General features: G+C 43.9%; 22 protein-coding genes and 1 tRNA gene. 15 read left to right on the forward strand and 8 right to left on the reverse strand.

Annotated features, from left to right (window positions below):
• The 7 genes from BLO31_RS05300 to luxS all read left to right on the forward strand — a co-directional run.
• The coding region (locus tag BLO31_RS05300; RefSeq protein WP_342668965.1) for a biotin/lipoyl-containing protein at positions 1–184 on the forward strand (184 nt) is incomplete at its 5' end.
• A gap of 9 nt (positions 185–193) precedes the next feature.
• Positions 194–1,324: a sodium ion-translocating decarboxylase subunit beta gene (locus BLO31_RS05305; RefSeq protein WP_070963232.1), complete on the forward strand. Its 1,131-nt coding sequence runs from the start codon at positions 194–196 to the stop codon at positions 1,322–1,324.
• Positions 1,325–1,437: 113 nt separating this feature from the next.
• Complete coding sequence (locus BLO31_RS05310; RefSeq protein WP_070963234.1) at positions 1,438–2,388, forward strand: NADP-dependent oxidoreductase; 951 nt, start codon at positions 1,438–1,440, stop codon at positions 2,386–2,388.
• The gene (locus BLO31_RS05315) at positions 2,382–2,843 is read left to right on the forward strand and encodes a YqaA family protein (protein ID WP_070963237.1); all 462 of its coding nucleotides are present in this window, start codon (positions 2,382–2,384) and stop codon (positions 2,841–2,843) included. The genes BLO31_RS05310 and BLO31_RS05315 overlap by 7 nt, the downstream gene beginning before the upstream one ends.
• Positions 2,844–2,852: 9 nt before the next feature.
• On the forward strand, positions 2,853–5,720 hold the full coding sequence (locus BLO31_RS05320; RefSeq protein WP_070963239.1) for a M16 family metallopeptidase: 2,868 nt from the start codon (positions 2,853–2,855) through the stop codon (positions 5,718–5,720).
• A gap of 103 nt (positions 5,721–5,823) precedes the next feature.
• Positions 5,824–7,392 carry a glutamate--cysteine ligase gene (gene gshA, locus BLO31_RS05325; protein ID WP_070963241.1) on the forward strand — a complete coding sequence of 523 codons (1,569 nt, stop codon included), beginning with the start codon at positions 5,824–5,826 and terminating at the stop codon, positions 7,390–7,392.
• A gap of 81 nt (positions 7,393–7,473) precedes the next feature.
• Positions 7,474–7,992 (forward strand): S-ribosylhomocysteine lyase, encoded by a 519-nt coding sequence (gene luxS / locus BLO31_RS05330; protein ID WP_070963243.1) that lies wholly within the window; start codon positions 7,474–7,476, stop codon positions 7,990–7,992.
• 64 nt (positions 7,993–8,056) lie between these two features.
• Here the strand turns inward: luxS and BLO31_RS05335 are convergent, their stop codons facing one another.
• Positions 8,057–8,533, reverse strand: coding sequence for an RDD family protein (locus BLO31_RS05335; protein WP_070963246.1), 477 nt, complete (start codon positions 8,531–8,533; stop codon positions 8,057–8,059).
• 195 nt (positions 8,534–8,728) lie between these two features.
• Between BLO31_RS05335 and BLO31_RS05340 the strand changes: the two genes are divergently transcribed.
• From BLO31_RS05340 to BLO31_RS23730, 3 genes are all read left to right on the forward strand, one after another.
• A tRNA-Leu gene (locus BLO31_RS05340) sits at positions 8,729–8,813 on the forward strand.
• 756 nt (positions 8,814–9,569) lie between these two features.
• Entirely contained in the window at positions 9,570–9,977 is a 408-nt protein-coding gene (locus tag BLO31_RS05345) for a hypothetical protein (RefSeq protein WP_139158945.1), read from the forward strand.
• Positions 9,978–10,323: 346 nt separating this feature from the next.
• Entirely contained in the window at positions 10,324–10,464 is a 141-nt protein-coding gene (locus BLO31_RS23730; RefSeq protein ID WP_175443175.1) for a hypothetical protein, read from the forward strand.
• Positions 10,465–10,573: 109 nt separating this feature from the next.
• Here the strand turns inward: BLO31_RS23730 and BLO31_RS05350 are convergent, their stop codons facing one another.
• On the reverse strand, positions 10,574–11,539 hold the full coding sequence (locus tag BLO31_RS05350; RefSeq protein WP_070963250.1) for a ChbG/HpnK family deacetylase: 966 nt from the start codon (positions 11,537–11,539) through the stop codon (positions 10,574–10,576).
• A gap of 440 nt (positions 11,540–11,979) precedes the next feature.
• Entirely contained in the window at positions 11,980–12,333 is a 354-nt protein-coding gene (locus tag BLO31_RS05355) for a hypothetical protein (protein WP_175443176.1), read from the reverse strand.
• 354 nt (positions 12,334–12,687) lie between these two features.
• Between BLO31_RS05355 and BLO31_RS05360 the strand changes: the two genes are divergently transcribed.
• On the forward strand, positions 12,688–13,134 hold the full coding sequence (locus BLO31_RS05360) for a MarR family winged helix-turn-helix transcriptional regulator (protein WP_070963255.1): 447 nt from the start codon (positions 12,688–12,690) through the stop codon (positions 13,132–13,134).
• Between the two features lie 64 nt (positions 13,135–13,198).
• Here the strand turns inward: BLO31_RS05360 and BLO31_RS05365 are convergent, their stop codons facing one another.
• Entirely contained in the window at positions 13,199–13,885 is a 687-nt protein-coding gene (locus tag BLO31_RS05365) for a hypothetical protein (protein ID WP_070963257.1), read from the reverse strand.
• A 210-nt stretch (positions 13,886–14,095) separates the two neighbouring features.
• Here BLO31_RS05365 and BLO31_RS05370 point away from each other — a divergent pair, with 210 nt between their 5' ends.
• Genes BLO31_RS05370 through BLO31_RS05385 form a run of 4 tightly spaced genes read left to right on the forward strand, consistent with a single transcriptional unit; the run spans position 14,096 to position 17,080 of the window.
• Positions 14,096–14,806, forward strand: a complete 711-nt coding sequence (locus tag BLO31_RS05370; protein WP_084659607.1) for a hypothetical protein — start codon at positions 14,096–14,098, stop codon at positions 14,804–14,806.
• Between the two features lie 17 nt (positions 14,807–14,823).
• On the forward strand, positions 14,824–15,543 hold the full coding sequence (locus BLO31_RS05375) for an SDR family NAD(P)-dependent oxidoreductase (protein ID WP_245688397.1): 720 nt from the start codon (positions 14,824–14,826) through the stop codon (positions 15,541–15,543).
• A 2-nt stretch (positions 15,544–15,545) separates the two neighbouring features.
• Positions 15,546–16,127: a VTT domain-containing protein gene (locus BLO31_RS05380; protein WP_070963264.1), complete on the forward strand. Its 582-nt coding sequence runs from the start codon at positions 15,546–15,548 to the stop codon at positions 16,125–16,127.
• Between the two features lie 8 nt (positions 16,128–16,135).
• A complete protein-coding gene (locus BLO31_RS05385; RefSeq protein ID WP_070963266.1) occupies positions 16,136–17,080 on the forward strand; it encodes a helix-turn-helix transcriptional regulator in 945 nt (314 codons plus the stop codon).
• A 63-nt stretch (positions 17,081–17,143) separates the two neighbouring features.
• Here BLO31_RS05385 and BLO31_RS05390 read toward each other — a convergent pair whose 3' ends face one another.
• The 4 genes from BLO31_RS05390 to BLO31_RS05405 all read right to left on the reverse strand — a co-directional run bounded on the left by BLO31_RS05390 (position 17,144) and on the right by BLO31_RS05405 (position 21,538).
• Entirely contained in the window at positions 17,144–18,160 is a 1,017-nt protein-coding gene (locus tag BLO31_RS05390; RefSeq protein ID WP_070963268.1) for a FecCD family ABC transporter permease, read from the reverse strand.
• A gap of 6 nt (positions 18,161–18,166) precedes the next feature.
• Complete coding sequence (locus BLO31_RS05395; RefSeq protein ID WP_070963270.1) at positions 18,167–19,108, reverse strand: ABC transporter substrate-binding protein; 942 nt, start codon at positions 19,106–19,108, stop codon at positions 18,167–18,169.
• Positions 19,105–19,914, reverse strand: a complete 810-nt coding sequence (locus BLO31_RS05400) for an ABC transporter ATP-binding protein (RefSeq protein WP_070963272.1) — start codon at positions 19,912–19,914, stop codon at positions 19,105–19,107. The genes BLO31_RS05395 and BLO31_RS05400 overlap by 4 nt, the downstream gene beginning before the upstream one ends.
• 493 nt (positions 19,915–20,407) lie before the next feature.
• The gene (locus BLO31_RS05405) at positions 20,408–21,538 is read right to left on the reverse strand and encodes a sulfate/molybdate ABC transporter ATP-binding protein (RefSeq protein ID WP_070963275.1); all 1,131 of its coding nucleotides are present in this window, start codon (positions 21,536–21,538) and stop codon (positions 20,408–20,410) included.
• Between the last annotated feature and the right edge of the window lie 7 nt (positions 21,539–21,545).

Raw genomic sequence — 21,545 nt, forward strand, 5'->3', positions numbered from 1 at the left:
TAACATCTTTAAGGTGAATGTTGCCAGTGGCGCATCGGTTGCTGAAGGCGATGTGCTGTTGATTCTTGAAGCGATGAAGATGGAAACTGAAGTGCGCGCTGCTCGCGGCGGAATCGTACAAGATCTTCACGTCAAAGAAGGCGACTCCGTAACGGTTGGCGCACCTCTACTTAGCCTGGCGTAAGGGAGAATCATGGAAGGATTAATGACCCTTTGGTCAGAAACAGGGATAGCCAACTTTGAGTTTGGTCAGATCTGCATGATCTTGGTTGGCTGTGCGTTGCTGTTTTTGGCGATTCGCAAAGGATTTGAACCACTATTGCTACTGCCTATCGGCTTTGGTGCGGTGTTAGCGAATATTCCAAACGCGGGCTTCACCGAGCCTGGCGGTCTGCTTTACTACGTCTATTACGTTGGTATTGAGTCAGGAATTTTCCCGCTGCTCATCTTTATGGGCGTTGGTGCAATGACGGACTTTGGCGCTTTAATCGCCAACCCAAAAACGCTTTGGTTAGGTGCTGCGGCGCAGTTTGGTATCTTCGCTACGCTATTTGGCGCTATTTTGCTTAACTATGTTCCGGGAATGGAATTTAGTATGCAAGATGCTGCTTCGATTGCGATTATCGGTGGTGCAGATGGCCCAACCGCTATCTTCTTGGCAAGCCAACTATCTCCCGATTTACTGGGTGCGATTGCGGTTGCGGCATACAGCTATATGGCTCTAGTGCCAATTATTCAGCCGCCAATTATGAAAGCCTTGACCACACCAGAAGAGCGTCAGATCAAAATGGCTCAGTTGCGCCACGTAGGTAAAGCGGAGAAGATCTTGTTCCCTCTGGCAGTGCTACTGATGACCATCTTGTTCCTACCTGCAGCAACACCGCTGGTTGGTATGTTCTGTTTGGGTAATTTGATGCGTGAAGCCGGCGTTGTGGATCGATTGTCAAAGACCGCTCAAAACGAACTTATCAATATCGTTACCATTTTCCTTGGTTTGGGTGTTGGTTCAAAGCTACAGGCAGACGAGTTTTTGAACGTAGAAACGCTAGGTATCTTGGCGCTTGGTGCAGTGGCATTTAGTATCGGTACCGGTGGTGGTGTTCTTATGGCTAAACTTCTGAACAAATTTTCTAAAGAAGACATCAACCCGCTTATCGGTGCCGCTGGTGTATCCGCTGTACCTATGGCAGCACGTGTGGTGAACAAGGTGGGCTTAGAAGCGAACCCACAGAACTTTTTGTTGATGCACGCGATGGGACCAAACGTTGCTGGTGTACTCGGCTCGGCTGTTGCTGCCGGTATTTTGTTAGCTTTGGTTAATTAAGCGGTGATCCTAACTGGATTATGACGTTCAACTGCTAACGAAATAAAAAGAAATGGTATATATTCAAAGGGATGCTTTCGCATCCCTTTTTTGATCAGTAGGGAACACTTGAGATGGAAAACAAACAAATTGCGATTACAGAATTTGGTTCACCAGAAGTATTAGCGATTCAGTCGTCTGATATTCCAGAACCCAAACAAGGTGAAGTGTTAATCAGGGTGGCTTTTGCTGGCGTGAACCCTATTGATGTTAAAACGCGCGCAGGCCTAGGATGGGCGGCGAGCCAAAACAAAGACAAGCTACCTTGGGTGCCAGGCTATGACGTTTCTGGAGAGGTGGTTTCTGTTGGTGAAGGGGTGAGTCGTTTCTCCAAAGGAGATAATGTCGCTGGATTTATTGGTTTCCCACTAGTTGGTGGTGGATACAGCCAGTATGTTTGTGTACCTGAAAGCGAGCTAAGCGCAGTTCCTGATGCAGTAACATTGGAAGCGGCAGCAGTACTGCCTCTTGCTGGGCAAACCGCGGCTCAAGCTCTGGACAAAGCTGGAGTGAAAGAGGGCGAAAGAGTCCTTATTCTGGCTGGTGCTGGTGGTGTTGGTCATATAGCGGTTCAAATTGCAGTAGCGGCGAAAGCGGAAGTCTTTACCACTTGTAGTGAAGCCAACCTCGATTATATGGCGACTCTTGGGGCTCATGCGGTTAACTACCAGTTTTCGCCAGTTTCAGAGCGAGTTGAAAATGCAGATGTGCTGATTGACTTAATCGGTGGCGATGCTGCGTTAGACGCACTGAAATGCTTGTCTGACAAAGGTCGCGTTGTCACGGTTCCAACACTAAGCGCTGAAATGATATGTGAAAAAGCGAAACTACTAGGTTTTGAAGCGACAGGAATGCTAGTAGACCCTAATCCAGAGCAATTGGATACCATGCTATATATGGTGAGTGTTGGTTTGTTGAAAACTGAAATTCAGGCAATCTACCCAATGGCAGAGGTTGTTTCTGCACACGAGCAAATCGAAACCGGACACACAAGGGGCAAGGTGCTTCTTGATATGCAATGCTAGAGTGGTTTAACACCGCTTTTCAATCTTTCGCATATTGGTTCTCAGACTCTGCTCTATGGGTACTCTTCTTTAGTGGTTTCCTGAGTGCCACTTTACTGCCCGGAGGCTCAGAAGCTGGCTTAATCGCTACTTTGAGCCTTGAGCAGTTTTCTATTTTTCATATTATTCTTATTGCGACTATCGGCAATACTCTAGGTGGCTTGACCAATTATTGGATTGGAATTTGGTTACCAAATAGAAGCCATACAGAAAAACATCGCAACAAAGCACTATACTGGTTGAATAGATACGGCTATTCAGCCCTTCTATTTAGTTGGTTGCCCATTATTGGCGACCCCCTTTGCTTAGCGGCAGGTTGGTTAAGGTTGAGATTTTGGCCTAGCTTGTGGCTAATTTTTATCGGAAAGGCGCTTCGCTATAGTTTACTGACGGCGCTTTATTACGGTCTGTTTTAAGGAAACGTTATGAGAAGCATGTTGTTAGCTGTCGCTTCTTCAGCAATTTTATTGGGTTGTTCGACCGTTTCGATCCCCACTCTTCCTTCTATTTCCTTTTTTTCGTCGTTGCCAGAAGGCGTCACACTGGTTGAAGAGGTTGAATCTAAGTCTAGTACTCCTTCGATATCCTATTCGAAATACCAGTTAGACAATGGTTTGACGGTTATCCTATCCCCTGATAGTTCGGATCCTTTGGTACATGTTGACGTTACGTATCACGTCGGTTCCGCTAGAGAAGAGGTGGGTAAGTCAGGTTTTGCTCATTTTTTTGAACACATGATGTTCCAGGGCAGTGAACATGTAGGGGATCAGCAACACTTTAAATTGATTACTGAAGCAGGTGGTACAGTGAACGGCACCACCAACCGAGACCGAACCAATTATTATCAAACTGTACCTTCAAACCAGTTGGAAAAAGTACTCTGGCTTGAAGCGGATCGAATGGGATTTTTACTTGATGCAGTGTCACAAGAGAAGTTTGAAATCCAAAGGGATACGGTAAAAAACGAACGGGCACAGAATTTTGATAATCGCCCTTACGGTTTAATGTGGGAGCAAATGTCTGAGGCTATGTACCCAGAAGGCCACCCTTATTCTTGGCAGACTATCGGTTATGTAGAGGATTTGGATAGAGTTGACGTCAATGACTTAAAGGCTTTTTTTCTGCGCTGGTACGGGCCAAATAATGCGGTGTTAACCATTGGTGGTGATATCGACAAAACGGAGACGTTAAAGTGGGTTAAGCGTTACTTTGGTTCAATTCCTCGCGGGCCAGAAGTGGAGAAAGCGCCCAAGCAACCGGCCGTTTTAGAAGCAGATAAATACGTCACGCAAACCGACCGAATTCAACAGCCTATGGTTTTGATTGGGTGGCCTACTCAATATCGAGGACACCCAGATCAAGCATCCATCGATATACTCGCACAAGTATTGGGTGGTGGCGCAAATGGACTCCTCTATCAGGAGCTAGTGAAAACGCAAAAAGCGCTCAATGCTGGTGCGTTCCAAGACTGTGCAGAGCTGGCTTGTACCTTTTATGTTTACGCGATGGGGAAATCAGGGGATAACAGCCAACTGACCCCACTTTACAATGAGCTTATAAGAGTGTTGGATGAGTTTGCGCTTGATGGTGTAAAACCCAAACGCTTATCTGAAATTAAGGGGATGGCGGAAGCCAACGCCGTGTTTGCGACGCAAAGTGTACGGGGTAAGGTGACTCAATTAGCCGCTAATGAGACTTTTTTTGGTCAACCAGACCGTCTGCAAAGCCAACTTGAGCAGCTTCAAAATGTGTCAATTTCCTCAATCTCTCAGGCCTTCGATAGATACTTAGCCGATAAACCCAAAGTGGTATTAAGTGTGGTTCCAAATGGCAAACTATCTTATGCAGTACGCGATGCAAATTTTGTTACCCCACCGAGAACTTTGCCCAACTACGCGAAAGTGGATCCTGCGACGCTTGACCTTAGAAAGCCTGTCGATGACTTTGACCGTTCAGTCGTGCCTCAGGTTTCCGAGGGGATAAAAGCGAGCATGCCCGATCTTTATCGTTTTTACTATGAAAATGGCATCGAGGTATTGGGAACCGAAAGCAGAGAGACACCAACAGTCCAACTTCTTATCAAACTTCCCGCTGGTGAACGATACGCAATAAAAGGGAAGGAAGGGTTAGCAAAACTGACCGCAGCAATGATTCAAGAAGGCAGCAAGCAGAGAACGTTAGAAGAACTTAGCGCAGCATTGGATGAACTGGGAAGTGAAGTTTCCATCAATGCTGGTAACTATACCACCAGTATTTCTATTTCCGTTTTGGAACGCAATTTGTCGCCAACGTTAGATATTGTTGCTGAGGTGCTCTTTGCTCCTGCTTTCGAACCTGCTAGCTTTGACCGGTTGAAGAAACAGATGTTAGAGGGGGTTGTTTTTCGCCACCAGAAGGCTTCTTGGTTAGCTTCACAAGCGACAAGACAAGTGCTGTTTGGCGACACGGCGTTTGGTCGCTCCAACGACGGCACCGAAGCTTCGTTACAGTCATTAACTTTAGAAGATGTGAAAACCTTTTATAAAGAGCATTACGTTCCTCAAGGTACGCAGATTGTGGTAGTTGGTGATATTCGCGAGAAAGATATCAATCGAGAGCTGGCCTTTCTCAACACGTGGAAGGAAGCTCAGGGGCACTTATTACGACCTCAAATTGTGCCTAAAGTACAGGGTCGAAAAATCTATTTAGTGAATAAGCCTGATTCTTTTCAGAGTGTGGTGCGATTTGTCCGTCAGGGGCTGCCCTATGATGTCACGGGGGAAGTGTTCTTAACGCAACTGGCTAACTTTAATTTAGCGGGAAACTTTAACAGCCGTCTTAACCAAAACTTACGTGAAGACAAAGGCTATACCTATGGAGCGTCGGGCTACTTTGCCTCGAACAGAGAAGTAGGTGCCTTGATTTTTAATGCTCAGGTTAGGGCTGATGTAACCGTGCAATCGATTGAGGAAATACACAATGAGTTAGCTAACTTCGCCAACAACGGGTTAACTCAGCAAGAGCTTTCTTTTATGCGCTTGGCAGTGGGGCAACAAGATGCGCTTAAGTACGAGACGCCGTCCCAAAAGGCTCAGATGCTCAGTATGATTCTCGCTTATGGGTTGGACGAGAACTACCTAAAGCAGCGCAATGAAGTGGTCGAAAATATCCCGATGGGCACGCTAAACTCGATTTCGAGTAAGTGGTTTAACCCCGAAGACTTCCAAATTATTGTGGTTGGAGATGCCGCATCTTTGAAGCCACAACTAGAAAAGTTAGATATTCCCATAGAAGAGCTTGAAATCATCCGTTAGAGTACACATTAATTAGAGCATCAAGATGAAGGAACGATCTTCCTTCAATCATCGTTAAAGACAACGAGATACTTTCTCGTCGCAATAGATAGGCGAACGCATTTTGACTGACTTTGCTGCACGACTTGAAAAAGTCGCTTGCGATACCGAACTGTTTAAGCAACTAACGCGAGGTGTAGAGCGAGAGACGCTGCGCTACACTGATTCAGGGCTTTTGGCCACCACACCACATCCCAAAGCGTTGGGCTCTGCGTTCACAAATGAGTGGATCACAACAGATTTTGCTGAATCTCTTCTTGAGTTTATTACGCCAGTATCTAACGACATTGACACTCTTGTCGCTCAACTGGAAGATATTCATCATTTCACGCAGCAGCAATTGGCACATGAAAAAATGTGGCCGCTTTCTATGCCTTGTTATGTCGAGAAAGAAGACGATATCGAACTTGCTCAATATGGCAATTCCAACTCAGGTAAAATGAAAACACTCTACCGAGAAGGACTTAAACGCCGGTATGGCAGTTTAATGCAAATCATCTCGGGTGTTCATTTTAACTTCTCTTTCCCTGAACGTTTCTGGGATGCTTTGTATGGTGAGCAGAGCGAACAAGATCGACAAGAGACTAAGTCCGAAGCTTACTTCGCTCTGATACGCAACTACTATCGATTCGGTTGGTTGATCCCATATTTCTTTGGTGGCTCTCCAGCGATATGCTCGTCCTTCATCAAAGGAAGAGAGTCTACGTTACCTTTTGAAAATATTGGTGAAACCCTATATCTGCCCCATGCAACGTCACTTCGACTGAGCGACTTGGGGTACACCAATAGCGCTCAAAGCGTACTGAAAATTGGCTTTAACAGTTTAGAGCACTACCTTAAGGGGCTCAACGAGGCAATTAGAACACCTTCAGAAGAGTTCGCGGAAATAGGCGTTAAAGTCGACGGTGAGTATCGACAGCTCAATGCTAATGTGCTGCAAATTGAAAACGAGCTCTATGCTCCAATTCGACCAAAGCGTGTAGCCAAAGCGGGAGAGAAGCCATCAGACGCGTTGCAAAGAGCAGGTGTCGAGTATATTGAAGTGCGCTCGTTAGATGTAAACCCATATAGCAGTGTAGGTATTACCGCCAATCAGGTTCGCTTCTTAGACTTGTTCCTCACATGGGCGGCTCTATCTGACTCAAATCCAATGGATGATTGCGAGTTAGAATGTTGGCGCGAGAACTGGAATAAGGTAATTGCAGAGGGGCGTAACCCTTCATTGGAACTACAAATTGGTTGTGAAGGTGAAGTTTTGACCTTGCGAAAGTGGGCAAAACGCGTTTTCACGGAACTCAAGCAAATCGCTACTCTCATGGACAAAGCACACGGTAATGACAGTTATACTCAAGTTTGTGCTGAGTTGGAGAATTGGATAGACAACCCAGAGTTGACCGTATCGGGTCGATTGCTCAATGATACCAAGCGAGTCGGTGGACTTGGTAAAATTGGCAGTGAACTTGGAGAAGAGTATCGCGGCAAGCATTTAGGTCACGCATATTCTTATTACAGCGAAGAAGATATGCAAAAAGAAGTAAAACGCTCGTGGGAGAAGCACCTAGAGGCGGATAAAGCCGACGAGGTAAGCTTTGACGAGTTTTTAGTCGATTATTTTACTTACCTCAAAGACTAATAAATACGCGAGTATTACACTTGCGACTGATTATTAATTACTAACAAGCTCAGCTTGTTCAACACTCAGCGGAGAAGGATTATGCCGTTATTAGACAGTTTTACGGTTGACCACACTCGTATGCACGCACCAGCAGTACGAGTAGCAAAAACAATGACTACACCAAAAGGTGACACGATTACCGTGTTTGATTTGCGTTTTACTGCTCCTAACAAAGACATTTTGTCAGAGAGAGGAATTCACACGCTAGAACACTTGTACGCTGGCTTTATGCGTAATCACCTGAACGGTTCGTCTATCGAAATTATCGATATTTCTCCAATGGGCTGTCGCACGGGTTTCTATATGAGCCTAATCGGCACACCTGATGAACAGCAAGTGGCAAGTGCTTGGCTAAGCGCGATGCAAGACGTTCTAAAAGTAGAAAGCCAAGATAAAATACCTGAGCTAAATGAATATCAATGTGGTACTGCTTCAATGCACTCTCTTGATGAAGCGAAGCAAATTGCGCAAAGCATCATTGATGCTGGTATTAGCGTAAATAAAAACGACGATCTGGCCCTGCCGCAAGAAATGCTTAATGAACTAAAAGTCGATTAGTTAACGAAAGTTAAGTGAAGAATAAAAAGGAAGGCGATTTAGCCTTCCTTTTCTTTTTTGAGCCTTAATTGGCCTTAGGTAACACTACAACACGTGTCTTGGCCCAGATATCGTGAAAACCGCGCTTTTTAGGGTCAAACGGTACGGTTAGGTTAGCAAGACCAAAACCAGAAGTCGCAATTCGAATCAAAGCTTGGGTGACAGAGATTCGAGAACCATCATCATTTCTGATCTGTAGCTTCCAAGCGCGCATTCCCAAGGTCTGACCCGCTTTAGTCCAGAAATAAACAAAAAAGTAGATCCATACTGCAGCAATATAAGCAGTAAAAGCAGGCCCCCAAATTGGGTGGTTAGTGGTGAAGTCACTGACATCCTGATAAGGAGCAGGAGAGAATATTCCCATCGCCATAGCAGCATGCAGCAGCGCGATGACTAATCCAGCGGCCATCATCACAACAGCGACAATGATTAGCGAATCATAAATAAGTGCACCCAAACGGCGAAAAAGCCCTGCTGGTGGAAGTGAAGATTGTTGCGTCATAGCTAGTGTCTTACTCATTCAAAGTAGGCGTCAGAATATAGGCTAAGTACCGATTATAAAAGAGAGCTGGCGCACAGGAATAAGGCTTGTGGTGATTTTCTATTCAAACGACAGTAATTTCAATCTTTTGCACTTGCACCCTGTTCTTTCTTACGTATAATGCCAAAACATCTTAGGGCAACAGCCCAAAAGAATGCCGGTGTGGTGAAATTGGTATACACGACGGATTCAAAATCCGTTGCCTTCGGGCGTGGCGGTTCAAGTCCGCCCACCGGTACCATATTTAAACGATAAAGCCTCGACGAAAGTCGGGGCTTTGTTGTTTCTAGGATTCGTGAATCCAAATTCGGCGTGTCGGCTTGGATGCAAGCCCAGCTATTCCGCTCACTGGTATCATATTAGAAAGGTCGCTTATATAGCGGCCCTTTGTCGTTTTGAAGGACAATGGGTGTGATACCTGAAGCGTTGCCTACGTGGTGGCGGCAGGGATGCCTGTCCAATCATTCCGCCCACCGGTACCATATTTAAACGATAAAGCCTCGACGAAAGTCGGGGCTTTGTTGTATCTAGGGTTTGTGAGTTTAAATTCCGCGTGTCGGCTTGGATGCAAGCCCAGCTATTCCGCCCACTGGTATCATATTAGAAAAGTCGCTTATATAGCGGCCCTTTGCCGTTTTGAAGGACAATGGGTATGATGCCTGAAGCGTTGCCTACGTGGTGGCGGCAGGGATGCCTGTCCAATCATTCCGCCCACCGGTACCATATTTAAACGATAAAGCCTCGACGAAAGTAGGGGCTTTGTTGTATCTAGGATTCGTGAATCCAAATTCGGCGTATCGGCTTGGATGCAGCTTATTCCTCTACCTGAAGAAATACTTCTTTATGCACGGATGAATAACCTTTAAATTATAAATATCATATGGTTATGTCTATTCCTAATGGCAGGACACTCGTCGACGTAAGCTATGCATTTTTCTAGACTTATTCTGAGTTTCGATGCTAGTTGGCGTTATCGATTGTGGTTGGAACCTTGGTTTTGAAAAAGTATAGAAGTTTTACTCGCACGAGGGCATTGGTGCTATTGCGCTACAGAGTTACTCGTACATTTTTATGGTTGGGCGCTAGTGTATTATCAGCGGCTTTGGTGCGAGGTGGGTGGTCGCAGGCCTTTGCTGAAAAACAATGGAACCCCAAATCTTTCCAATATTATGAGACAACTTGGTTTGATGTCGCTTTTAGCTTGTTGGTTTCTGGTGTCTCGTTATTATTCTGTCTTGTGAGTACATTTATCGTGTTGGGTTATATTTTTATACCCAATACCTCGAAAGTCATGTTGCGCAAACACATAGTGAGGAAAAATCAAAGGAAGGCCAAGAAACGCACCATTGCTAGAGAGACTGATGGTGTTTCAAATGATGCCAATCGAGCTGGTGAGCACAAGTAGCTATCGCCGTATTCACATCTAATTGCCTTATTTGGTGTTTTTGTTACACAGGGAAAATGAGCAACTGTTCTAGAAAAATTACGGCTTACTGTATCTATCTTAAAGGCGCGGATGATTTTATAGTGTCTCTAGAACTAAGATTTTGTGCGAAAGACCAATTTGAGTTGAACTCAGTATGCCCTCCTATGTTGATTCTTGTCTCATAATCGGTGTTGTCTCCCAATAGATGGGAAAGGAAGAATCAACTGCTTTCGGATATAAGTTCTCACAATTTATCGATATAGGTAGGGTATGGGTATCCAGTTTTTGTTTGGATAGCGAAACCAAAATGGCACGGAGTTAAACAATGGATAGCTGGACAGATTTCTTCCCTTACGTTGCTATGGCAATCAAGCTCATTGCGCTTGGTGTTGGAGGGTACTTTGCGATCAAGTGGCATTTTGACCAAGATAAAAAGCTAAAAGAACAAGAAGCCAAGCAAAAGTAAATTGCAAGAGAACAAAGCGTATTAAAAACAACGTCAATGAGCTAAAACTAAAACAAGCCCCCATATTTGGGGGCATCTTTGTGTTTCATCGCAGACAGAAAAGCTAGATTTATTGGGTTGCACTTTTCGCTTGTTGGTCGTGAAACTCTTTTTCGAGTTGGTTGAACTGACTGTAATCGGTAAACTTGATGTTGCGTTCTTTAATCACAGCTTTAAGTTCATCTGAGAACCAAATTTTGTAGTCTGAGTAACGTGCTTTCCATTGAGGGTAGACGGCTTTGGACTCCTCAGTGTCTAGCGCTGGATGAATAGTTAAATGGTAAATGCCCGGCTGTAGTCTGGAAAACAGCTCAACATATCTGTCTCGTCTTTGTTCGTAGTCACCCCAACCACCCGTCGCTTTTAAGTCATAAATCGCATAGTAGTTATCAACTACTAGGTTCCCATTTTCTCTATGCCATAAATTGTCGTGTTTCTGGTCCATAAATCTTACCGACAAATGAATACCGTGTTTTTTGGCAATTTTTTTCGCTAGTTTGAAATAGTCTTCTGCAAACCAAGGGTAATAAATATACATATGGGCATCCATATGGGTAATATTAATTCCCGCTTGTTTAATTTTTTGGATCTGCGCTTCCATCTCCTTTTCAATGTCTTCGATATTGGCGTTTTCCACTACTTCATCTTGAGTCGCCCATAGATAACCTTTTTCGTTATAGAGACTGGGCACTTCTTCTTTTGGTAACACGGCACCCCAAGGTGCTTTTTCTTGCCATTCATTAGTCAAAGTGATGTGAACACCAATACTGTAACCTTTTTCTACGGCAATTTTGGCTGCCCTTTCAAAATCTGGATTGGTCGCCATAATCGTGGCGGTTTTCACGAAATCTGTTTTATCCAGTAACTCTACGGTCGCATCAGTGTGCGGTATTGAGCAGCCATAGTCGTCAGCATTGACAATGACGACAATATCATCCTTGGTGTAGCCTAGCTTTTCCATGAAATTATCTTCTTTGGAACAGCCCATCAAAAGTATGGGGATGGCGAGTAATATCGCTGATAATTTTTTGTTCATTTATAGACCTCGTCACGTCAATTATTCTGGCTCGTTTCATTTTCTACAGTCTATTAGTTCGTTTGGTTTCAGTTTGAAGGTTAGGAGTAAAGCTATTTAATTGGCTCCGATACTAAGTCTGGAATTCTCAGGGCAAATAGTTTTCGTAAGAAATAATCGACTGTGTTGAGTTCAAGGTAGCGCATTAAAAATGAACAATAAATAGTGCGCAGATTAAACTGATATTAAGTTTAATTAATGTTTATCAACGGAAAGGTGAGGGGGCGTGGCAGTTATATAGCTGATTTAAATCAGTAGGTTAAGTTACCATGGCCTGAGGCTAGTTAATGAGATTGAAAAACCTAAAAGTTATGTCACCGCCCCTAAAGCGAAATGGGTATTTGTCTCGGGGCAATGACTCTTATACGGTCTATTTTTGAAGTTTGAAGCCGTTTATTTACTCAAAATCGAGGGTTAAATCCCATATTAATAAAGGCTTCTCTTGGTTTGTGAACAACAATAGCACGCTGAGAGAGCGGGCGAGCTTCAAACTCAATGCCTAGTATTTCCAATGAAATCATCCCAGTGGTTGCGTTGACGATAAAGTTGACAACATGGCCACGTTGCACAACACCAGTATTGGTTATGTCCATACCTTCCCAATCTAAGGTTTTTCCTGTTACTCCAACAAAAGGCGCTTCATATCCGCCTTCAGTTTCGTCCATTGCTTGAATGTCTAAAAACATGCCGTAGGAAAATAGCGTCACACACATTAGTCCGATCATTGCAAATATACGGGTAAGTAAAATCATCATTCTCTCCGGTTCTTGCTCATGCCAGCGTAATAGTAAAAAGTTTTTTCGTGGGTAAATCACAAGCTGTTTTCATATCAGTTGGGGTAACAGTTTGCGCTATTGCCATCCTCTGAGATTTGTAGCCTGTTTCACTCAATTTGTGCCCTCTTGATGATTTAATTTAGTTAGATGTCTAACCAGTGTCAATGGTTAAATGTCTAACTAAAAATAAAGAATGGGGTTATACTCGGTTAATATTTTGATTTCTGGCACTTTATAACTTAGTTGTCGTGAGTGCTGTGAATATTGGGATCAGTAGTTTCATATTGGTCGAACTTTCCCAGCACATGACTGTTTAAATAAGGTAGGTCATCAATGAGTGAATTAAGTCGTGATACGGAGCTTTTTCAGTTTTTTAATGAGGTAAGCATTATTGCGCAATTGAGTGCCAACTTGATGAACCGTGTACTGCCAGACGGGTTATCGATTTCTCATTTTTCAGCTTTGAATCACTTGGTTCGACTTGGCGATGGCATTACTCCATTGGAGTTGGCTAGAGCTTTTCAAGTGACAAAGCCAACGATGACCCATACGCTGCAGGTTTTGTCTAAAAAGGGCTTTTTAGTTTTGAGTGCCAATCCAAATGACGCTCGATCTAAGTTGGTCTACCTTACTGACGAGGGAGTGGTGTACAGAAACAAAGCGGTTAAAGTTGTCACTGAACACCTAGCCTTAATTTCAAAAGAAGTGGATATAGAAAGGGTTGTGGCAACGATTCCTGAGTTACAACAAGTTCGTAAAGTACTTGATGAGAACCGCTAGCGGATTCTTTTTCTTTACTGCGCTATAGATTTGCAAAACAAGTACTCCACGAGCGTGACTCGCTTTACGGGGTTGAAGAGACAGCAAATAGTGATTGTTGGATGTCGGCAACAAAATAACTGGTTAACTCAGCGTCTTTGGTTTTCTGATAACGCATTTTTCCGTTTGGATCCTCTGACGCGGGTAATACGCCGCTAAACCGAGTCATTTTTGTCAGGCTTGCATTCATATCAAATTCAATATCATCCATGAAAAAAGCCATGCCAAGCGACGCGGGCCCGACATTTATCGTAATGGTTTGAGTGTCTTGTTTTTTTATAGAAAATTGGAAAGGAGCAAGCTTTTTAGCTTTTAATATTGGGCCAGAACATTTGATCTTCTTACCATTTTTAAGTGTTTCTATGTTGGCTCTAGCAAATTCTGGAAACAGTTCGGGCAGACACAAAGGCAACTGTCCCCTTTCGTTACTCCAAAGCAGTCTAGCATCTGAAGAAAACGCTGTTACCTTGTTATCAGTGATCAGTACAGAGCCTATTTGAGATGGGTGCCCATGTTTAATGTGTAGCTCGATGGCATCGTTAGACCATCTAACTTCCGCATCATACATTTTATTATTTCCATTCGTGACTTGATAGCTTTTTCCCAATGGGGTTTTGGTCGACGAAATGGATATAGAATCACCTTCCGAAGATGCCACATTAAAAGATGCAATAGCGACAATTGCAAAAATCCAGCGCTTGTTACTCAACATAAATTCACCTCAGTCATAACCAAATCGATTTCCAACTTACCCAATCGATAACGTGACTTCTTGAAGAAACACGCCAACTTGTGAATTAACCGTGCTACTTACGTGAGATACTCATTGCGAGAATATTGGCGTAAATGTTCAATTTTTTCTCCTTACTCATCGTTAATCTACTTTCATCAACAAACAGTAATGCATTGGATGAGGAAAGTAATGACAAACCACAATCACCACTTCTCTGAGCGTGAGATAAAAACAACCGCATTGGTCTATGACCGAAAGCTGGCGAACAACCGAGCGTCGTTCTCTATGGAAATGAGTTTTAAGTCAGGCGAAAACGGTACTTTAAAAGGAACGAGAAAATGGTACTGCATTGGGGATGAAGCGGTGTCAATCGAAAAACTTGAATGGTGTGCAAATAAAGGTATTCATCGAGTATCGATGCACAACTTGAGCCTAAGAGAAACGGCTGAAATGCGGCATAGCGATAAGAGCGGAGATTTTGAGTTGTGCAGCCCTAAGACCAATATGCTGCCAAAGGTTAAAAGTACTCAGTTTAATACGTCTCCAGCGACACTTTTAAGCTTGCCATTTGAAGTAGCTAAACACTGGAACACGCTTAAGAAAGGTGAAAAGCTTATCTTCGACTATTCCGTCTTAAAGGTACAAGCTCATACCAAAGTGTCGCTACAAGCAAAAATTGAGGACGGTTATTTCGTTGTCGAATTAAAACCTCTTTCATGGTTCTGGCAACTCGTATTTGGCTCTACATACATGTATTTCGATCAAGATAAACCTGTGTTGAGAAAGATAGATGGACTTATCGAACCTCGTGATAAAAAGCCCAATGGACGATACCTAGAGTATTTGGCCATGATGGAGTTTGACAGCGGGGTTGATCTAAGTCGTTTGGTAAAAGTGTAAAAAGGAGCATCTATCTGATGAAAATAGTACTTATAACTGGCGGGACAAGAGGTGTCGGAGCGGCTTTGGTTGAACAATATTTGGCACGCGGATTCAAGGTTATCTCTACGGGAAGTTCTCAAACTACGGTTGACAAGGCTATAGAGAACTTTCCTTTAGTTGATTGGTACGTATGCAATCTCGCTGACGAATCGAGTATCGATAGGTTTTGTATGCAAATGGTTAATCAAGAACTGGATATTGTAATTCACAATGCGGGGGTTCAACAGTTGCGAAACTTCTTTGATTTAGAGCCCAAATCTATTTCTAGTGTAGATGAAACCATGATTAACCTTACTGCACCGATACTCTTAACAGAAAAGTTGTTCAATAATGTTTTTAGCACCAAAGGAACTTGGGTATACATCACCTCTGGATTGGCGATCGCGCCAAAGCAGAGCTCCCCAGTGTACTGCGCAAACAAAGCAGGGCTGCGCGCCTTTACCAAATCTCTGCGTGCACAAGCCAAACTGGGTAAACATCCTATACGGGTATGCGAAGCAATTTTGCCATTAGTCGACACCGACATGACTAGAGGTCGTGGAAAAGGAAAGATCAGTGCGGAAGAAGCTGCAAAACAGATCGTTGCCGGAGTAGACAAAGAAAAGCCCGAGATCCAAGTAGGTATAACTAAAGTTCTGATGAATGTAAGAAAGTTGTTCCCCAATTTTGCAGAAAGCATCATGTTGAGATCTTAACCATGACAGATAGAAAGAAAGTACCCAATGTAAACCCCACTCTGGGAAAGAGAGTTGCTCAATGGATTGGTAGAAATGGTTCTAAGAGTAAAGCATTACCAATTCTTGGTGGGATATCAATAGGCGATTTTTTTGTTCCTGCATTGCCAACTCAAACCTCTGTCATCTTGCTGACTTGGTTGCAACCCAAACGCGCAGTTTTGATTGCTCTAACTTTTTCTGCTGCGGCTGCCGCAGGAGCTTCAATTCTTGCCTTTATTGCCTACTCGGTCGATGGCTACCTCACCGCGGCTACTCCATTAACAAATTCTGATTATTACGATCATTGGCAACGGCTTCAGAGTTGGATCAATGAGCATGGATTGTGGACATTGTTGGTTATGTCGATGTTTCCCACACCGCCTAGAGTGCTGATAATTCTTAGCTTACTATCCGGAATAGCATGGACTGGCATTGTCGCCACCGTCTTTGTCGGAAAACTGATTTGGTTTAGTTTAGTGGTACTATTAGTAACCAAAGCCCCACGGTTCTTATTATCATTACCATGGGTGGGACCCAAGTTAAAACCTTTACTAAACCGGTAGGAGATAGCGTGGATAATATCGTTGCAACGAACGCCAAAACGACTGTGCCTTTCGCGAGTCGAGCTATGATGGATATCATGCTATCTGGGTTAAAATTGCACCACATCGCCTATACGGGAGTGTTGTTTCAGAGTAACGCGGCAAGGATACCACTGACAACAAAGCGAGAGTTTCTTTATCGGGTTCGAGAAGAGCACGGTCTGGCAGTGCTTTTAAAGCTTGGTCGAGGAGCGGCGTTGCATTTGAATGACCCAATGGGACGAGCGCTGGTGCCGCAAAGTGATGTAGCAAACTTGTTCTCGCGATGGCAGCGGTTAGAGCGTTACGTTCACGCCAATCACTACACCGAAATTGAACTGCGTGATGAAAATGCCGTTGTTAAGCACCTTTCAAGAACGGGTGAACCCCCAAAACTGGCAGAAGATTTGGCCGTATTAGGGTTGATGTGTGCTTTGGTCGCTCAGTCAGGAGCTAGAGATGTAGAGCTCTACACCGGTTCTAAACTTGATAAGTTGGCCTATCGATACACGGGTAATGAAGTGGATTGCAGCGTGTTAAACGCCGACCAGCGATGGAAAATTTGCTGGAAAGAGTCGAAAAAAGAGTACTCGACGCATAATGTGCCCATTAATGACAACCAAACATGGGCTTTCAGAGCTCGAATGAGCATCGAAGCCATTGGTCTTATTGACTGTAATTTGGATAAAGTGGCAAAGCATCAATGTGTTTCGGTTCGTTCATTACAGCGTCATTTGAGTAATGAAGGCGTTAAGTTTGCTCAGTTGCTACAGGATATGCGAGTCAGCAGAGCAGCAGAGTTGGTGATGGAATCAGATTCATGCCTAGCGGAAATTGGCTTTTTGTGCGGCTTTAGTGACCAAGCTCATTTTACCCGAGTCTTTACCCAGTGGAATGGAATGTCGCCGAAAGCTTATTTAGCGGTGGTTAGATAAAATGACAGAGCGAAGCGTGGTTGGTGTTGAACGCTATCGCCCTGTTTTTAGAGTTCTCTATGCTCAATGCCGCGGTGCGTGTTTGATTAATAGTAAAAACACGAACACACCACCAATAGAAGTAGTCACAATACCTACGGGCAGCTCTTGCGGGGCGAGTATAACTCGCGCAACCAAATCACTTCCGAGCAGAAAGAGGCTACCGAGAACGGCGGAAAAAAGTATCAGTCCACGGTGAATTGCGCCAGCTATCATTCGTGCAATATGAGGAACCATCAAGCCGATAAAGCCGATTATCCCCGTGAGTGACACAAAAATAGCAGTGCTAAACGCGCATACGACAAAGGTGACGTACTGTTGTTTTACCGGATCGACGCCCAAAGTGGCCGCAGTTTGTTCCCCTGCCAGCAAGGCATCGAAATTTCGGTGATTATAAAGGGCGTAGCAGAGCACAATAGCAAAACCAATAAAACCGAGTAAAAGGTTATCCCATCTCGCTAAACCGAGCCCGCCAAGTGACCAAAATAGAACGGAGTGAGCTGCCCTTTGATCGCCGGAGAAAACCAAGTAGTTGGTTATAGCTGTAAAAACAAAGGAAACGGAAAGACCAGCGAGTACCAGTTTTTCTGAACCAGAATTCGCCATTTTCCTCACTAATACAATAACCAAAATCGAAGCGGTCATTCCGCCTATAAAGGAGGCTATTGGCAGTGTCCAGACTCCAAAACTATCGCCAGTCAGGGTCATAACGGCAACAGCGCCAGCAGCAGCACCAGAGCTCAAACCAAACAAAAAGGGATCGGCAAGATCGTTTTTTGTCGTCGTCTGTAACAATGTGCCTACTATGCCTAACCCCGCTCCAACCAAAATGGCGAGAATTGCCCTAGGTAAACGCAAATCAACAATAATTCGGTATACAGGACCCATATCATTTTCCGCATTAGTCAAAAGCAGATAAAACGCTTCCCCTATTGAGGTAAGAGGGATAGAAGTAGAACCATGAACCACGGATAAAACGGTTAAGGCACTGGTTAATACGGTGCCTATAACAATCCATGTGATGGGGTGTAATGACTTCATCGTCTATTAAAAGCGATCTGGATTTATCGCTTTGGCCATCTTCTCAATTGCACCTATATTGGCTGGACCCGGAGTCAACTCGGCGTATTTAAGCGCAACAAAACGCTCATTTTTAACCGCATCGGTCTCTTTCATCGCTGGGTGCTGCTTAAGGAAATCCATCAGTTTAGTCACACCATTACCATCTTGATAGTCCAACAGAACTAAGAATTCAGGGTTTTTAATCGCGACGCTTTCCCATGCGACACGTCCCCAACTGGTTTCTACGTCTTCCATTACATTTTTACCGCCAGCGGCTTCGATCATAGCGGTAATGATTGCGTATTTACCGGCGGTAAAGGGCTTTTCCTCGCCAGAATCATAAAGGAAAACGCGAGTGTCATTGATTTCACCCACTTTAGTCTCAATTTGTGCAAGCTGCTCACGCCACTGAGCGATTAGCTCATCAGCTTGTTTCTGCTTGTTGAATACAGCACCTAATCGAGCCACATCGTCAAACAGAAGATCCATCGACGCTTTCTTTCGCTCACCATCAAGGTGAACACAACTTTCCGTTAGAACCAGAGTATTGATGTTTTGCACTGCCAAGGTGTCGGGGGTCACTTCACCACCCGGTTTCATTCCGTAATACCATCCCGCAAAGAACAGATCTGGGTCGACGGCAATTAGGTTTTCCATTGTCGGGTATTTAGGTGCCAACTCGGGTATCGAACCTCGTAACTCTTCAAACTCAGGTCCGGTTTTGTACCAGCCAGTGATACCAGTTAGACCGACGATTTTATCTTGTAAACCAAGTGCAAAAGCCATTTCTGTCATATTGATATCGTGGACGACCATACGCTCAGGCACGGCGTCAAAAGTGATTGGTTGGCCGCAGCTTTCAACGGTAACACTTGCATGAGTGATGGCACTGAAACACAAGGTAAGTGCAAAAAAAATTCTTTTCATTGTAACTCCATTACGAGAGGTTTTTTCTTAAGAGGGATATCGAGACAAACGAGTTCTCGACTTTCTTGGGGGTGCTCAAAACGATGAAATCCAACGCCAAAAACTTGCGTGACTTGCTGCTGGGTAAGAATTTTATCGGGAGCGCCAAAAGCTTTAGCGGTTGCTTGGTCAAGCAGAAGAAGTTTGTCACACATCTGTGCGGCCAGAGATAGCTCGTGTAATACGGTGATTGTGCTAATCCCCAAACTTGTTATGTTTGAGAGGACTTCTCCTTTGGCTTTAGGGTCAAGGTGATTGGTGGGCTCGTCCAAAAGCAAGATATCGGGCTTTTGACAAAGACTTCGCGCTATATAGACCTTCTGTCTTTCTCCTCCTGAAAGGTGAAGCATTGTTTTGTTCAGCAAGTGAGAAACACCGAGTAGACACATTGCCCGATCCACCTGATCTGTTATTTCTTGTTGTGACAAGTTTGATTCATGGGGAATGCATCCCAATCTAACGTACTCTTTTACGAGTAATCGCGAATCCGGTTGTTCGGATTGACTGATGAAAGCGATTTTGGATGCTCTCTGTTTGAGAGAGAGTTGGTGTAAAGGTGTTTTGTCGTAAAACACTTGTCCGCTAGTGGGAGTTAAGATCCCTGCGATCATTTTGAGGAGCGTACTTTTACCGGATCCATTTGGCCCTATGATGACCAGATTTTCACCTTTGCCAAGATTGAAACTTATATCATCGATGAGCTTTTCACCCTGTTTGGTTTTGTAGCCAAGGTGGGAAACCTTCAATAACGGAATATCAGAATACATACGTCTTTTTCTATAGATATTGGGATTAAAAAGTGCTCTCTAGTACTGTTGAATCTGGCATTTTATCCACTTGTTTAAACGTTAATTATTACGCTTATCAATTATTTGTTATGTTATAACATAGCAAATGAGAAAGTTTTATGATTTTATTTGAAGAGGGTTATGAGTTTTTTGAAAGCTCGCTGAAATACGGATATTTTTCTCTCGTTTTGTTGATGTTTGAACAGAGTTTTTACGACAGATAAATAAGGATATCGTCAAGTAAAGATATCAAGGTAATTTCTGGTTAAAAATGATTTAAATCAATTGCTTATGTTTTGATTCTTGAGCGGGGAGTAGAACTTGTAAGCAAAGGTAAGAGCAATTGGCTAGTGGAAGATCTTGACGTGCTTGCAGAGGACTTCTTTGCCTTCTTAGTAGAGATAAATATGAGGCGACTCACTTATGTAGTCGCCTTTACATTGAGAGATGCGTTTAAGTGGGTAAAAATCAGTTAGATTTCAAAGTTCACATTGCCTTTTTCTAAGAATGGCCAGCGAATAATTTCTGGCGCTGTTTGAGTGTTCTTAGAGAAAAAGTATCCCACTTGAGGAGTGGCAAACACGCGCTGCCCTTTGGTCAGCTTCTGCTCTGCAAGTTGGTCATGACTGAGCTTCACTTCCCAAATTTCTTTACTATTCCATCCCACTGGGGATAGCTCTGCTCTTACTTCGGCGCCAACAGGGTTGATGGCAACGATATCAAATGGCAAGCAAGATTGGCTGTTTTGCTTATCGGCGATTTTGAGTTCGTGCGAGCGTATGTATAACCATCCGTCTTGACTCGTGGCATCGTTTGCTGGTGGCAGTAATGATGCATCACCATCTACCCAGACTCCGTTTTGGTGCTGAGCATTAAACACATTCACATTGCCAAAAAAGTCAAAGACAAAGCGGCTGTTCGGTTTGGCGTATAGAGATACGGGATCATCCACTTGTTCGATCTTACCGTTACTCATCACGACAACGCGATCAGAAAGCTCTAACGCTTCGTCTTGATCGTGGGTCACAAACACACTGGTAAAGCCCAACTCGTCGTGTAATCCCCTTAACCAGCGTCTGAGATCTTTTCGAACTTTTGCATCTAGAGCACCAAAAGGCTCATCTAAAAGCAAAATTTCTGGCTGTGTCGCCAATGCTCGGGCTAGGGCGATACGTTGCTTTTGTCCCCCAGAAAGTTGTTCTGGATAACGGTTGGCCAAATGACCAAGCTGAACAATTTCAAGTAGCTGACTGACGCGTTTTTGAATTTCATTATTCGATGGGCGCTCTTTGCGATCCATCACTTGCAGACCAAAAGCGACATTATCCGCTACGGTCATATGACGAAACAGAGCGTAGTTTTGAAATACAAATCCAACGCGACGGTTTCTCACATGAACATTGGTGACGTTGCGATCGTTAAAGTGAATCTCGCCTCGGTCACTGCCTTCTAATCCTGCAATGATTCTTAGCAAGGTGGTTTTTCCAGAACCTGAAGGTCCCAACAAGCCAATCATCTCACCATTTTCAATTTGCAGCGATAGAGGTGACAGTGCTTGAAAGCGTCCAAATGACTTTTCTATGTTCTCTAAACGAATACTCATATTTACT

The sequence above is a fragment of the Vibrio sonorensis genome, from assembly GCF_001854765.1.
GTDB lineage: Bacteria > Pseudomonadota > Gammaproteobacteria > Enterobacterales > Vibrionaceae > Vibrio > Vibrio sonorensis.